Here is a 15,724-nt window from a genome sequence, read left to right on the forward strand (position 1 = left end):
GTCCAAAATTGGACAGCCCTATAGTATTGTTTGTGGTTTAGGATTAATAATCTCTTGTTAATTCCATTTCGCCCTTCAGTCGGATGTCATCCGAAGATGCTCCAACCAAGAATTTAAACTTTCCTTTTTCTGTCTTCCATGCCTTGCTTGCACTCCATAATTTGAGGTCCTCTTTGGTCAATTGAAAAGAATAGCGTTCCGTCTTTCCAGCTGCAATCTTTTTGCGTTCAAATCGCTTCAATTGCATGACCGGTGTCACGACCGAACTTACTTCATCCACAACATACAGCTGTGCGACTTCATCGCCAGCCAATTTACCGTTATTGGCGATATCGAATGACACTGTACAAGCGAAATCATGTTCGGCCTCCTTCAAAGAGATTTGTAAATTGGAGTAATCGAAGCTACTATAACTCAACCCATAGCCAAAAGCATACAATGGCTTAGCCGACATTTCCACGTAGTCGTGATGTTTGGGTTTTGTATGGTTGTAATGTACCGGAAGCTGGCCGACCGAACGAGGTACCGAAATCGGTAATCTTCCCGCCGGATTGTAGTCACCGAACAATACATCAGCAATAGCCAAGCCTCCCTCCTGTCCAGGGTACCATGCATTCACAATTGCTGGTACATTGTCAGCAGCCCAATTTAAGTTCAATGGTCTTCCCATAATCGTAACAAGTACAAGGGGTTTTCCGGTAGCCTGTATCGCTTTCAGCAACTTGATCTGATCGCCCATCATATCCAGGGAAACGCGGTCAAATCCTTCTCCACTCTCCATATCACTTACCGTATTGGGATCAACATTGGCCGCCCCTGTTGCTTGATACGACGTTTTAAAATCACGTGCACTCGAACCTCCGAGTACTAAAACCACTGCATCGGCCTGCTTTGCCGCTGCAACAGCAGCAGCAATATCTGAATTGCTGGTATCACGGATCGCACAACCTTTCACATAATCGACCTTGGTACTGTTACCAACTGCCGCTCGGATCCCGGTCAGCAGGGTCTGCACTTTACCGTCGGCCTGTGGAGCAGTGTAATCGCCAAGCTGATTATAAGCATTATCGGCATTGGGGCCAATAACGGCTATTCGTTTCAACGATTTACTTAAGGGTAAAATGTGCTGATCGTTTTTAAGCAAAACAATTGACTCGCGTGCCACCTGTCTTGCCACGGCTTTATTTTGTGCCGTAGCGACTTTTTGCGCTACCAATTTTTCATCCACGTAAGGATGATCAAAAAGGGCAAGATTGAATTTCATACGAAGCACACGGGCCACTGCGGTATCAAGAACAGCAGGTTCAACCAGCCCCTCTTGAACAGCCCTAAGCAGATTTGAACCATACCCCGTACCGCTTAAATCAACATCCAATCCAGCATGTATACTTTGTGAAGCCGCTTCTTCTGCAGTCGCTGCTGTTGCATGTCCGCCATTGAGCCCCGATATACTCAATAGATCCGATACGACAAATCCCTTAAATCCCCAGTCTTTCCGTAGGATGTCATTCAACAGCCAGGAATTGGCAGAACAAGGAATACCATCAATACTATTATAAGCGGTCATCACTGAACCAGCTCCAGATTTTACAGCACGCTCAAAAGGCGGCAGAAAATACTGTTGCAGGCTTCGCTCGCCAAACGACACGGACTCACCGTTGTGACCGCCATCCGGAGCCGCATAGGCAACAAAATGCTTTAGAGTACCTATTATTTTATGCCGCTCACCTAGCTTTTCCCCTTGAAAACCACGGATCATTGCACTTCCCATTTGTCCAATAAGATAGGGATCCTCCCCATAGGTCTCTTCAGTACGCGACCATCGTGGATCTCGTGCTAAATCTAATACAGGACCGTAACCGTTTTTACCACCCACGGCATAAGTCTCCATGGCGATTGTTGAAGCCATAGCCTGGATTAACTGTGGGTTCCATGTACTCGCCTGTCCGATCGCGGTAGGGAACACCGTTGCACCAATAGCCATATGTCCATGTGGCGCCTCCTCAGACAATAACAATGGAATTCCAAGGCGCGTGCTATCCACCATATAACGTTGGATCGCATTGGTAGCGCGCGCAGCTTCTACAGGGCTCAAACCATTCAGCAAGGTTTTTTGTGTCCAGGGATCGGCACGTAAGGTAGCCCATAATAATCCGATATGCTGTTCTTTTACCGCCTTTCGCAATTTATTGCTGATTGTAACCTGCTTTCCGTTTTTGCTATACATTTCCCAGCCCAGCAATTTGCTCAATTGCCCGACTTTCTCTTCCACAGTCATTCTTCCCAATAGATCACTTACCCTTTTTTCAATAGGTAAGGCACTATTCTTATAGGGCAATTGCTGGGCTTGAAGTTGTGGGCAGAGCAATGTCGTCATTGCCGCCATCAGTAATATACGGACTTTCATAAGTAGATTATTATTTATCTAGTTTTAATCATTAATTGGACACGGTATTATTACTTCACTGCACCTATGCAACCGGTTTCCAAAGCACTAAATTAACGATTTAGCCTAAATAATCAAGTTAAATTTTGATTCCTAATTCTTTTAACCATCTATATTTCGCAGCATCGGTTTAAATTACATGTACGTAAAACAGTAAGATCAACGGTCTGATTTAGATTAACTACTCAACTGAAGGAAAACAAATTGCAAAAAACACAAGGTTCGCTCTAGCACATTGCGAGATCGGCATGACATCAGGGAGCAAGGAAAATTGATCCAATCAGTAGAATGGGATTTTATCCATATATAACTAAAAAAAGAAAGACGGCAAGCCGTCTTTCTTTTGAGTATTAAAGGAAATATACTACTTATTTTTTTGCAGCCACCCGCTTACCTTGAAAATAGTATTCAATTGGAGCTGCGTATGCTAGCGGATTATCATTGCGCGAAATCAATATGAGCTGATCAGCATCAATCTGTACCTCATAACTTTGGTAAGGGCTACTGTCGGCAAACTTGATACTTTTCTTCTCTTTATCATAGATAAAAGCGCGATGCTGTTGTTCAGCAAAAATCAAACTTTCAAATGTTAGCTTATCATCCCCACATAGTTCCTTACCACGATTGACAGTGAACTTATTCGCTGATTCAGCAAATGTGAACGTATACACATTATCCTTTTCACAATCTTTCAGTTTATACTTATGCTGCTCATTTGTCGTACCTTTCACAGACACGATAGGGCTCCATTCAAAACTTTCCAGCTGTTTTTGAACATCCATAGGTACAGTCACTTCATTTTCCTTACTGCAGCTCGTCAGTAAAAAGAGGATAGCAAAACTTCCCGTAAATAATTTATTCATTGCGGTTTCCATTAGTTATAGCTGTATGACGATCATCCTACCAATATCGCTACAATAAATTAATTATTATTAACTAAACAGATAAAAATAGACTAAGAGCCGGAAAGCACTTCGCGCCACAAGTTCGGATGATCTGTTTGAATAAGACGTACAAAAGGATATTTCTCCAAAAAAGATCGATAAGCTTCCTTTCCTTCCTGTTCTGCTTTGTCGTCATATTCCCCCAAACTATTCATCCAAAAATAAATACCCTGTTTGCGCAATGCATTAAGTTTTTCGGTATCAGTAAATGATTCATCAAGATGGACAATTGAGGTTAATTTCATCTTTAGTATGGCCTCAAGATCCTTCATACTACGTGCCCTCGGAAAAAGTGTTATCGTTGGATTGAATTTGTAAATCTTGGGCATGTCTTTGTAATCGTAAAGAAAAAACAGCACTTGGTCTTCCATTCCCTCCTGTTCAACAAGTTCATAGGTTTTCTTAATAAACTCTTTGCGATCTTCTTTAAAATCGAGGTCAACAATAATTTTTCCCTTTGCAACGCGCAAAGCTTCCGATAGGGTTGGTATAACATGATCCGAGGCTTCACCATTTGCCTTTTTGCGTAAGTGGAGCTGTTGAAGCTCGGCATAGGTCTGTTTGGCAAGCTCTCCTTGCCCGGTTGTCGTGCGATTGACTGTTTTATCGTGCATCAGCACAAGCACACCATCTTTGGTTGCCCTTACATCCACCTCTACCACGGAAGCCCCCTGCCGAATAGCCTCTTCGATAGCGGCAATCGAGTTTTCCGGTTGCTCCAGATGAGCTCCCCGGTGGGCAGCTATGTGTAAACTCTGTTGATCTAACTTGGTTATTAAATCTTTCGACTGAGCATATAAATGGCTTGTAGAACTTACTATCATACTCAACAAGATAGTAGAAAATATAATATTTTTCATTGCTGTATAGCTATTATTTTAAGCAACCTCTTTTTGTTATGCGTTAGAAACCGGCGATCTCGCTGCAGTTACATCTTAATCGCGTCATGGATTGAATCCTGCACCTATATTGACGGAAAGTAATCCGGTTTGAATGGATCACCTTCCGTCTATGTCGTTCTACTTTTTCGACAACTCGAATGAATCAAACAACTGCCCATTCAACTTGTAGCTTGAAAAATACAGTTTATCAGCGGTCAGTTTGATCACCTGATACAATTGCGTCTGTGAGGTTGCAACTTCCATCCAGCGCTCAGAATCTGATTCATACATCTTAGGCCCCGCTACAGACAGGAGATAGACAGGTCGCTTTTTACCCAGCCCGCCACGAGCATAGGTATGATCGTGCCCCTGAAGGACCAAATCGACACCATATTTCTCGAAAATAGGTTTGAAACGTTCTCTCAAGATGGTATTGTCACGATTTTTTGCCGTGGAGTATACGGGATGGTGCATGACAACAATGTTCCATTTTTTTGTTGACGATGCCAGTACTTTTTCAAGCCATTTTTCCTGCGTTGCTGCTGCAGTCGAATCCAGCATAATCAATTGCGAATTTAGAGAGATCATACGAAGGTCCTGATAATCGAGGTAATAAACAGCATCCTGCATTCCCTCAGGTCCATTCTTCGGCAAGTTGAATTGTACTTTCCAATGCGGATCCAAGACAAGTTTCCCCAACGAATCGCGACGGTACTCGTGATTCCCGGGTGTTGGAACAGCAGGGATCATCTGATGAATAAATCCTGCGGCCTCATGCCATTCTGCCCATTCCTCATCCGCATTTGAACGATTGATCAGATCGCCCGCGTGAACAATAAAACGAGCATTTGCTTCCTGCTGGAAAGCACGACGAATGGCACGTGCCCAACGTGAACGTAGGTCGTTCTGCGCATCGCCCAAATAGATAAATGAAAACGCGCCTGAACGCTCCGCAGTTCTGAATTGGTTCCAGGCACTCCAATTGCTGCCATCTCCAACGCGATAGGCATAAACTGTACCGGGTTTCAGGTCACGGAAGGTTACCTGTCCATAAGCATCCTCTTGCTGTCCTCGCTCGAGAGATAGCGCTGTTCCATTTATTGTAGTTGCATTTTTCTCAAGTTCCGGATTGCTCTGTTCTTCGGTAATCTGACCAATGATTTTAGTCCTATCCGCATTGATCCGCCAAGAAACAGACTGTGTATTGCTGGGATTATCGGACCAGGTCAACGTAATCCGATCAGGTTGTTTGGCGTTATTATCCGTCTGGCTTTTCCCTTCCAATAAAGTGCAGCATAGTACTACAGCTAGAAGAATATGTTTGATTTTCATGGTGATATTGTTTTATGAATCGATTTGATTGTTATGTTTAATAACTTTTAATTGATGATTACGAATTACCAGGGCTTGTTTGTCCCTTGCAATAACCAAGGTTTTGACCAAGCACTATTTTCATTATCCGCTTGTGAATAAGCGGTCTTTTCAATACGTTTCAAGGCCTCTTCAGCATTTTTCTGATTCACACTCATTTCGGTTTGCATATAAGGTACGCGAACAGGAAGCTGTGTTCGAATGGCTGCGGGGCCGGCCTTTAAAGCGGGGTACCCTGTGCGACGGTAATCAAACCAGGACTGTGCGGCAGTTGTCCAACTGGCGATCCATTTTTGTTCGATAATCTGCACTTGGGTATTTTCAAACGTCACACCTTTCTGACGGATATAATTGGAATAGTCTGCCGCCTTTCCCCAGCTTGCCAGCGACTCCTGTATAGCACGCTCATAATAGGTCTTCGCTGACTCAGGCATCCCCCATCCTTTCCAAGCCGCTTCAGCTAAAATAAAATTAACTTCGGCAGCAGAAAGCAATCGTGCTTTTAATAAACTTCCCTTCGCCGAACGATAGCTATCATTCAGGTAAGAAACATGCGGGTTGATTGAGGTCTGCCCTGGTGTTGGGTTGAGATTGTAGGCTGAAGGATTTTTAGAAACACTTGGCGGCAGTCCAACATACTCCTTATCGGTATCCACCGGAATACCTTTGACAACATCCGGTGATACAATCCGGACACCATTGACGATCTTATCTGTACCTGCAGGTTCAGTATTACGGATTTCAATAGGGATCTCTATCTTTTTCGCCCAAACCGCTAGACGAGGGTCGCCCAGTTCTTGCAGCCGTTCAACTAATGTTGCACACATTTTCATGCGTCTAAAATTACTTCCACTGGCATCATAAGCGGTATTTGACGGCCAGGAGTCATTTGCATTATTACCAACAAAATCCATCAACACATCATCGTTTGCACTTGTAATAAGTGGAAATTTATCGGGGTTGGCAACAATACTTTCAATCCCCTGTTTGGCAAAGTCCGCAGACTTTGCTGAAATTCGCATATAATACCGTAAGGCCAACGAATTGGCAAAACGGCGCCATTTTGAAGCTTTTCCGCCAAAGTAAACATCCGCATTAGCCAGTACCTCATAGGAACCATCGGGACGGGATAGAAGGTCGTTCGCTTGTTTCAACTCGTCGATAATTCCCTTATAGATTATTTCCTGGCTATCGTATTTCGGAAAATTATATACAGCATCTCCCAGTTCCGCTTTTAAGGCATCGGTATAAGGTGCGTCCCCCCAGAGATCGGTCACCAAACCAAATAAGTAAGCGCGCATCACCAGCGAAACTCCTTTATGGAAATCTAGCCCCAATTTCTCCGCGCGTTTACGCATAAGTTCATTGTCACGTAAAAAGCCATAATAAGCTTCCCAGCTCAAAATTCCTCCAGTCCACTCGTAATCATTATGTGAATTGAACCAAGCATCAAACTGCGTGTGCTGCATGACTCCGCCAAGATCTGAGAAACTCAACTCATTGTATTTTTTTGCTGCTCCTGTCAATATTGTCGGTAACAACAGATTGGGATTGGCATCTTCCTCACTTACACCGTTTGGATTGATATTAAGTTCAGTCAGATCTTTACAAGCTGAAATATTCCATACTATACCAAGACCTACTACAGCCATGGTGAATCTCTTCAACTGATTTTTCATTTATGTTGTATATTTAAAATGTCACATTTACTTTAAATCCAATAGGCATTGACCAAGGGGTAACGTTATAGCGCTCAATCCCCTGTTTAAATCCAACACCAGTTTCTGGCTGGAAGGCCATTTCCGGATCTATACCTACTTTTGCTTTGGTCCATAAGATCAGGTTACGGGTATAAACGCCCACGCTACCATTTTCTATCCCAAGACGCTTCAGCCATTTTCCTGTTAAATCATAGCTAAAGGAAAGTTCCCGAAGCTTGATAAAAGATGCATCAAATGTTGCTGCATTCATAAAATCCCAGGGGTAATTGTCTGAATAAGCGATATATTTTGTTCCTTCACCACCCAGATTCTCCGTATAACCTGTGATATTACCTTTATCATCATATTGTGCGATAACACCAGGATTAAACACGCCAAAATTGCCAACAAGACCACCCACACTGATCGGATAACCACCATACTCTTCGCCTGGTCCTCCAACAATGGGATAACGATTGCCCTGTACACGAACAAGATTGTTATCGACCAAATAATTGCGCAGCGTTTCACCTGTCATCCCATTGGGATTGATCATTTGGTCAAGAAAACGTTGCGTGGTTAGGTTCGATTCGAAATAGCGATAAGTCTGCGACATAAATTTCCCGCCAAAACGCATATCTGCGGCAATATTCATCGTCCATTTTTTATAGCGAAGGCTTGACTGTAGGCCCATCGTGAAATCGGGATTAAAATTTCCGATTTTGTTGCGACTATTATTGATCCGTACAGCCTGCCAAGAACCATTTTTATTGAGAATGGGAAAACCATAATACGGCGACGACTGATCCTCCACGGTCACTAACTTGGAATCGTACAGATCCCCGATCTCTTCCCCGACATAGGTACGTGCCCCACCCCGACCGTCGGTCCAAAAGGTATAGAATTCTACACCATCAGAAAGCTCATCGATACGTGTACGATTGCGATGCCAATTGACACCAACGTCCCAGGACCAATTTTCCCTGGCAATAAGTCGCCCGGAAACAGCAAGTTCAATACCTCGGCTGCTTAGCAGTCCGGCATTGATATTTTTCGAATTGAAACCGCTTGATCCCGGTAAGGTTGTTGAAATAATTTGATTTTTGTTCTCCAGCTTATAGTATGTTCCTTCAAACTTCAATCGATTATTCCACATACCCAGATCCAAGCCAAATTCGTAAGATGTGGCAATTTCGGGCTTCAGGTTAGGAACCAAGAGTGATCCTGAACGTGTTAGCCGCAATACATCACCCCAGCTACCTGGATTACTCAGTACATTGGAAAGATTATAAGGATAAGTATCATTTCCCACGCGCGCAATACCCGCTCTCAGCTTAGCCAAATTGATCGTTTTAGGCAAAGAAAATACCTGGTTGGCCAACACACTTAGAGATGCCGAAGGATAAAAATAGGATCGATTGTTTACAGGTAAGGTGCTGGACCAGTCATTACGACCAGTCACATCCAAATAAACCATATCCCGGTAACTTAGATTGATCAGTCCGTAAACACTGTTTATCGCTCTTTCAGAAATTGTGCTGTAGAAATCCAGGTTCAGTGGACTGATATTGGCCAATGTATAGAGCCCCGGCGTGATGAGTCCAGCGCCATTCTTTGATGTATTTTGCACGGTTTTACCACGATTATACCGCAAATTCCCACCCAATGATCCTGTGATCTGAAAGTCGGTGATCTTCTTTGTATATGCCGTCAGAAAGTCGATATTCTGTTCCATGTTCATCAGATTAACAATTCCATAAGCACCTCTAGGTTCGTTCGTATAACTATAAGGGATTTTTGTTTCCCTGTTTTCCCAATAGATATCCGTTGCGTACCGAATCATGGCCGTCCAATCTTTTTTGATGGTCCAATCTAACCGTAGATTTCCAAAGACACGGTCTCTTGTAAAAGCATTGTTCACCCCATAGGCAAGGAAGTACGGGTTATTGTGGTTGCCAATAGACTGTGAACGCTGTTGAATCTGCTCCTGCCCCGGCAGCCAATAATCCTGCAAATCCAGAATATTGATGTGAGGCGCAACTTCATAGGCCGCTTGCATCGGATTGGTTCCGCGATTTCCAGCAGGTCTATTGTTGGAGTTATTTCTACTGGCATCTAATGAGAGGCCCAATGTCAGGCTATTGCGCAGGCGCATGGTCGAATTGATATTCAAGGTGTTTCTAAACAGATCCGAATTGGGGATAATACCTTTATTGGCCATATTGGAATAAGAGAAACGATAGTCCAGTTTTTCGCTTCTGTTGCTCAGGGAAATCCCATTGGTGCTTGTCACTCCAGTCTGAACAAAGTTTTTGATATTATTGGGGTACGCTTTTAGTTCCGTAGGAATGGGTTTACCGTTCTCGTCAAGTGGACTATTCCATTGGACAGCTTTATAGCCCTTATCTAGCGCAGCGCCTACCATAACACTCGACTCCTCCTCAATAACTAAATTGCCGGGTAGGTCGCCTGGCCGCCATGGCAAGGTGCCACTGGCAAATTTGTTATGCAACTCAATAAATTTATAAGGAATATCAAATACTGTATTACTAGTCACAGCAATAGTCATCTTCTCCGCATTCTTACCACTTTTGGTTGTGATCAGCACCACACCATTACCCGCACGTGAGCCGTAAAGCGCCGCTGCACTTGGTCCCTTCAAGATGGAAATATTGTCAATATCTTCGGGGTTGATATTGGCAATTGCATTACCATAATCCACTTTGTTGTCGTCACCGATCTGACCAACATTATTTAAACTATTCATCAAGGGCACTCCATCCACGACAAATAGCGGCTGGTTGTCTGTACTTAACGATGATGCCCCACGAATCACCATATTCACGCTGGAACCAGTGGGTCCAGTAGAACTAATCGAAACCCCGGGTACTCTTCCGGCCATACCAACCAGAAAATTATCATTGTTGACCCGATTGATATCCTCACCCTTAATTTTACCGACAGCATAACCCAGTGAACGGTCTTGGCGTTTGATACCCAATGCGGTTACCACCACTTCATCCAATTCGTTCGCATCTTCATTTAATATCACCTGACGTATACCTGTCGTGTTGGCATCGAGCTTGAGATCCTTCAACTCTTTTTTTTCATAGCCAACATGGCTTATCAGTACATCGTATACGCCGGCAGCTAATCGAATAGTCACTTCACCTTTGGCATTCGAAAAGGCGCTCTGTCCAGTCAATGGAATATGCACAGAAGCTCCCCCAATAGGCTGTTTTGTGTGATCGACAAGCTGCAATTTCAAATCATAAGATTCTTGTCTACCCGTATTTTTCACAAGAACAATACCGCCTGAGACTCTTTTTGACTTGATGTTGGTTCCGTTCAGAATATAGGCAAGGACTTCTTCGAAGCTCGCATTCTGGAATTTCTTTTCGGCAATTAACACCCGATCTAATTGGAGCACACTCCGATCGTAGCCGATGGCTTGACCTGTTTGTTTTGACAACTGCAGTACCGCCTGCGCGGCGTTGCCACCAGACAAATGAATATTGATATTATCCCAATAAGCGCGATTGATCTTTTCCAATCCTCCAGCATGGCTATTGGTTACAGCACAAGAGACCATGGAGCAGAGCGCAAGCTTTGTCGCAAGGCCGGTAAGCTTAATTATTTTATACATATATTTGTATGAATGTTTTAAACATGAATATTCGGGTGCTCACTGGTCGATTTAGCGGTTTGCCAGATGAGCACTTTTCTTGAGCAGATAAATTATGCTGTTCTACCCCTACAGCTTTATTTGTATAAGATTATTCCATTTTTCTCCCTCCTAAATTTGATTTGATGAATATTGCAAACGATATTCAGCACTTGATCCAATGACTGTACATGCGGTATCATCAGTGAATAATTAAATGTATCAGTATTCAGATTGTCGGTATGCAGCATAACGCCGAAGCGATTATAGATTACTTCTTTTAGTTCCTTGAAGCCGATGTTATTCAATTGCATACCGCCTTGTGTCCAAAGATTGATATAAGCTGGATCCCTATCGAAAGTTTCAAAGTCATTATGAGCTACGCTATACCGTACGGCCTTACCTGCTGTAAGCATATGGTTCGCTCCATTTTTTGCATTTGCAACACGCACACGCCCCGTTTTAACTTCGACCGTCACCTGTTTAGTAGACATCGAATTGTTAACGTTGAAGGATGTTCCTAGGACTGCGACAGAAACGATGCCTGTTTCTATCTTAAATGGATGTAAGGTATCCCGTTTGACCCGAAAGAATGCCTCCCCTCGATCTAAAAAGAATCTTCTATTTGAAGCAAAATTTTTGCGATCGTAGCGAATACGCGTATTTCCATTTAAAAAAATGGATGTCCCATCAGGCAACTGAATTTCTTTCAGTTCGCCCGCATCCGTGACCGTTTCTGTCAATAATGCGATCGTTTCTGTCTGCTTTTGGGAAAGCGACATCGGGTTATGCTGAAAAAATAGCAGACTGATACCTCCTATAACCAGAATAGCCGCTGCAGCTGAAAGCCAAGAGAATTTTCTGACCGCTGTGGCTTGCATCTTCTTTTCCTTGACAGGTGCTTCAGCTATTCCTACACGAATAAATAATTCTTGTTTGATTTTTTCCCGATGATTTGCATCGATAAAGGGATTAATATCATCGTTTGAAATCGACTCGTACCAATTGTCAACATGACCTCTTTCCTCCTCGGTCGATTTTCCTCCGAGATAATCTGTTATGATAAGTTTAAAACGTTCTAAATTCACCTGCATTAATTTTTATACTAATACAGATCAAAGCGGGCAAAGTACTTTAATTAAATATGTTCTTTATATTAAATAATCATAAAGGAGAGCGCTGCCCGCAAGCAATAGAAATATAGAATCATGGTCGGCAAATCGTCTTGTCAATTCGTACCGCATGATCTTTTTGGCCTCTGACAGGTAGTTTTTAACGGTCTGTTCCGCCAGATTGAGTTCCTTGGCAATTTGTGTGATCGAATAATTGTCGGAACGCATGAGGTAGACTGCTTTCATCAATTTAGGTAATTTGTCGATCGAATCATCTACAATAGTCTCCAGCGCCTTATACCTAGCAAAAGCCTGACTATCCAAATTGGAAAAAGCCTCCATGCGTTCCATTGAATTTTCCAAGACCTGTTTTCGTACCCGCTCTGAGGCGTAGTAATTCAGTATTTTGTTTTTGAGGGCTTTGTGGAAATAGAATTTTATATCGGAGTATTCAGTACTCACGAGCGATCGTTTTTCCCAGATATGGATAAAAACTTCCTGCACAAGATCCTTTGCCTGATCCTCTTCCCGAAGGTGACGAAAAGCGACAGTGTATAGATCCTCCCAATACCGCTCAAAGAAATAGGCAAAAGCGGTGGGGTCACCTTCTTTAAAACGCAACACATGGTGGTTATCTACATTGGCTTCGGTAGTTTTCACCTCACAAAGATAGGTTCGTCAGATTATCAAAATGTTAATTTTTCGGGAAGCTTTTATTTGAATGCACTCTACTATATGAATAAACTGCGCCATTTGAATGAACTGCGCCATTTGAATGCAATCCGCTTCCTGTTTGTAAAAAACCATCCCAGGAATTGTTAATAAACATGTTAACTTTCTAGTTTAGAGCAGATATTTTGTTAAAAACATAGCGGATTTCCTATTTTTTCACGATTAAGCATTTAGGCCAAAAACAGCTCCACAAAAATGTTAATAACAATGTTAATAAACTTATAATCAACACACTTTATGTTAATAACTACACCTGATAAAAATACCTAAAATTTCCTGCAATGACAGGTAAATTGAAATTGAATCATGCACATAAGTAGCGTGAAAAACAAAAAAATCAGGGAAAAGCTAAGGGTAAATTGAAAGCCAGCTGTCATAAAGATAAAAACTAATCTTTTATGAAACTATCGCCAATCTTACTCATTGGATTATCGCTTCAAGCAGGGATTACATTAGCCCAGCAACCAGCATCACCAAAGCAAAAAAATCAGGTTGTGACCGAAACTGTCAAAGGAACCGTGATAGATAAAAATACCAGATTACCGATTGTAGGTGCCACAATTGTTATTTCATCCAGCGATGGGACAAAGTCTGTAAGTACTGATGCACAGGGCATATTTCGGCTGCAGCAAGTTCCGGTTGGGCGTCAACAGCTTCAAGTTCGCATGGCCGGATACAAACCAGAAGAATTTACGGAATTACTCATCACCAGTGGCCGGGAGAATATGGTTAATGTGGAAATGGAGACACAAACTAATGCATTAGCTGAGGCTATCGTCTACGCCAATGCAGGGAAACAACCGCTCAATCAGATGGCAATGACGAGTGGACGTTCCTTTTCTCCTGAGGAAACAAATCGTTATGCAGGCGCTTTTTTTGATCCCGCCCGTATGGCACAGAGTTTTCCAGGTGTCGCTGCCGGCGGCGATGACAATGAAATTATTGTTCGCGGAAATTCCCCAAAAAGCTTACAATGGCGACTTGAAGGTATCGAAATTGTAAATCCCAATCATTTTGGAGCCGAAGGCGCTGCGGGCGGCGGAATCAGCATGCTCAATACCATGGTATTGGGAAAGTCTGATTTCTATACCGGTGGACTTGCAGCGGAATACAGCAATGCAACGGCTGGTGTTTTTGACCTGAGGTTTCGTAAAGGAAATACCGACAAACGCGAATACACGTTCAACGTCGGAGTCCTGGGCGTAGGAGCAACGTTAGAGGGGCCTTTCAAAAAAGGAAGTGACGCCTCCTATTTGATTAGTTACCGCTATTCTTCCTTGAGTCTCCTGGAAAAAGTAGGTGTAAAAGTTTCAGACACAGGCGTCCCAAAATACCAGGATCTTTCTTTTAATTTTGTCTTTCCCACAAAAAAGGCTGGAACTTTTTCCTTATTCGGTATAGGCGGCTTGGGGAAACTTCAACAAACTGCCGAGCGTAATCACGAAAAATGGGAGGAACGGACAGATGCCCAGGATCTGGATGTAAAATTTAATGCCGGAAGTGCCGGACTAAAACATCAGTACATTGCGAACGACAGATTATATTTCACAAACATTGTTTCCATGTCCCTTAGCCGTAATTCCAACCGAACCGATACATTAACACGGGACTATACTTCCAGCCTCTATCACAAGGACAAATTTACGAATACGGCTCTTCGCTATGCAGGTACGTTAAACTATCGCGCCAACAGTAAAAATACGATTAGAGCGGGCTTCAATGCAAGCCTATTACGTTATGATTTGTATGCACTAAGCTATGACGCCGAATTAGCCAGCCTACGGGAACGGATTAAAGAGAATGGGAATACAAATACTTATGATGCTTTTGCACAGTTAAAAACAGTTTTAAACGAAAAATTGACGCTCAACACCGGCGTACATACAAATTACTTTGCGTTGAGCAAAAGCTGGTCTATCGAGCCAAGGCTTGGTCTCAATTGGCATGTTGCTGCAGACCAAACCATCTCCTTCGGAACCGGCTTATATAACCGACTGGAACCCTTGGCTTATTATTTTGCTAAGAGTAGCGATCAAACAAGCCCTGAACCAAACAAGGCTCTCTCGCCAACCAAATCCGCCCAGGTGGTAATCGGCTATGAAAAGAACCTCAGCAGAACACTCCGATTTAAGACAGAAATATATTATCAACATCTTTATGATGTCCCAGTATCGACCGATTCCGACATCAACTTCTCCTTACTCAATGTATCGGATATTGCAGCCATTGGTACTTCAAGCTACCGCCAGCTTATCAATAAAGGAACCGGTAAAAACTACGGCATTGAACTCACGCTTGAAAAGTCTTTGAGCAAGGGTTATTACTTTATGGCAACGACCTCCCTTTTTGACTCGAAGTTCAAGGCGCTTAATGGTAAAGAGTACAATACTACATTCAACACACGTTATGTAGGAAATTTGCTGATGGGGAAAGAATGGACCGTGGGAAAGAATAAAAATAATCTGTTCGGTCTGAATGCCAAATTAATTTATGCCGGCGGAAGAAAATATTCCCCTGTTCTGGAAGAAGAATCGCTTCGTCTGGATGAAGAAATTATTGACCAAGATCGCATCAATACACTGACTGCCGATCCCTATGTACGTGTTGATTTCTCATCGAGCTATCGGGTTAACCGCAAAAAAGTAAGCCATCTGTTTATTTTGGATATTCAGAATCTACTCAATAGAGAGAACACGGTAGGTATGCATTATAATTTCAGCAAACGCATCATTGAACCCCAAAAATGGACTGGTATTATTCCAACCATTAACTACCGGATTGAATTCTAATTCGCAAGAGTAGCACGTACAACGGAAAGATTTATTTCCAGTCGTTTGTCTCCAGACAGCAGGCGCTGAAGGCAAACGACTGGAT

General features: G+C 42.9%; 9 protein-coding genes. 1 reads left to right on the top strand and 8 read right to left on the bottom strand.

Annotated elements, in window-relative coordinates:
- Window positions 1–43: 43 nt before the first annotated feature.
- The 8 genes from AAW12_RS13440 to AAW12_RS13475 form a co-directional block, all read right to left on the bottom strand.
- Window positions 44–2,407, bottom strand: coding sequence for a glycoside hydrolase family 3 N-terminal domain-containing protein (locus AAW12_RS13440; RefSeq protein WP_084823168.1), 2,364 nt, complete (start codon window positions 2,405–2,407; stop codon window positions 44–46).
- Window positions 2,408–2,814: 407 nt separating this feature from the next.
- Window positions 2,815–3,309 (bottom strand): hypothetical protein, encoded by a 495-nt coding sequence (locus AAW12_RS13445; RefSeq protein WP_156167643.1) that lies wholly within the window; start codon window positions 3,307–3,309, stop codon window positions 2,815–2,817.
- 92 nt (window positions 3,310–3,401) lie between these two features.
- Window positions 3,402–4,250 carry a glycerophosphodiester phosphodiesterase family protein gene (locus tag AAW12_RS25505; RefSeq protein ID WP_084823169.1) on the bottom strand — a complete coding sequence of 283 codons (849 nt, stop codon included), beginning with the start codon at window positions 4,248–4,250 and terminating at the stop codon, window positions 3,402–3,404.
- Between the two features lie 159 nt (window positions 4,251–4,409).
- Window positions 4,410–5,603, bottom strand: a complete 1,194-nt coding sequence (locus AAW12_RS13455) for a purple acid phosphatase family protein (RefSeq protein ID WP_046674155.1) — start codon at window positions 5,601–5,603, stop codon at window positions 4,410–4,412.
- Between the two features lie 65 nt (window positions 5,604–5,668).
- Entirely contained in the window at window positions 5,669–7,321 is a 1,653-nt protein-coding gene (locus AAW12_RS13460; protein WP_046674156.1) for a SusD/RagB family nutrient-binding outer membrane lipoprotein, read from the bottom strand.
- Window positions 7,322–7,334: 13 nt separating this feature from the next.
- Entirely contained in the window at window positions 7,335–10,988 is a 3,654-nt protein-coding gene (locus AAW12_RS13465) for a SusC/RagA family TonB-linked outer membrane protein (RefSeq protein WP_053003676.1), read from the bottom strand.
- A 116-nt stretch (window positions 10,989–11,104) separates the two neighbouring features.
- Window positions 11,105–12,100 carry a FecR family protein gene (locus AAW12_RS13470; protein ID WP_046674157.1) on the bottom strand — a complete coding sequence of 332 codons (996 nt, stop codon included), beginning with the start codon at window positions 12,098–12,100 and terminating at the stop codon, window positions 11,105–11,107.
- Between the two features lie 57 nt (window positions 12,101–12,157).
- Window positions 12,158–12,778, bottom strand: a complete 621-nt coding sequence (locus AAW12_RS13475) for an RNA polymerase sigma factor (protein ID WP_046674158.1) — start codon at window positions 12,776–12,778, stop codon at window positions 12,158–12,160.
- A gap of 470 nt (window positions 12,779–13,248) precedes the next feature.
- Between AAW12_RS13475 and AAW12_RS13480 the strand changes: the two genes are divergently transcribed.
- Complete coding sequence (locus AAW12_RS13480; protein WP_084823170.1) at window positions 13,249–15,639, top strand: TonB-dependent receptor; 2,391 nt, start codon at window positions 13,249–13,251, stop codon at window positions 15,637–15,639.
- Window positions 15,640–15,724: the final 85 nt, after the last annotated feature.

It is taken from the genome of Sphingobacterium sp. Ag1, assembly GCF_000988325.1.
In the GTDB taxonomy this organism is placed as follows: Bacteria; Bacteroidota; Bacteroidia; order Sphingobacteriales; family Sphingobacteriaceae; genus Sphingobacterium.

What these genes read in the sequence shown, in the direction of transcription:
- AAW12_RS13440 (WP_084823168.1), bottom strand. Translation starts at nt 2,407, where the DNA reads ATGAAAGTCCGTATATTACTGATGGCGGCAATGACGACATTGCTCTGC.
- AAW12_RS13445 (WP_156167643.1), bottom strand. Translation starts at nt 3,309, where the DNA reads ATGAATAAATTATTTACGGGAAGTTTTGCTATCCTCTTTTTACTGACG.
- AAW12_RS25505 (WP_084823169.1), bottom strand. Translation starts at nt 4,250, where the DNA reads ATGAAAAATATTATATTTTCTACTATCTTGTTGAGTATGATAGTAAGT.
- AAW12_RS13455 (WP_046674155.1), bottom strand. Translation starts at nt 5,603, where the DNA reads ATGAAAATCAAACATATTCTTCTAGCTGTAGTACTATGCTGCACTTTA.
- AAW12_RS13460 (WP_046674156.1), bottom strand. Translation starts at nt 7,321, where the DNA reads ATGAAAAATCAGTTGAAGAGATTCACCATGGCTGTAGTAGGTCTTGGT.
- AAW12_RS13465 (WP_053003676.1), bottom strand. Translation starts at nt 10,988, where the DNA reads ATGTATAAAATAATTAAGCTTACCGGCCTTGCGACAAAGCTTGCGCTC.
- AAW12_RS13470 (WP_046674157.1), bottom strand. Translation starts at nt 12,100, where the DNA reads ATGCAGGTGAATTTAGAACGTTTTAAACTTATCATAACAGATTATCTC.
- AAW12_RS13480 (WP_084823170.1), top strand. Translation starts at nt 13,249, where the DNA reads ATGAAACTATCGCCAATCTTACTCATTGGATTATCGCTTCAAGCAGGG.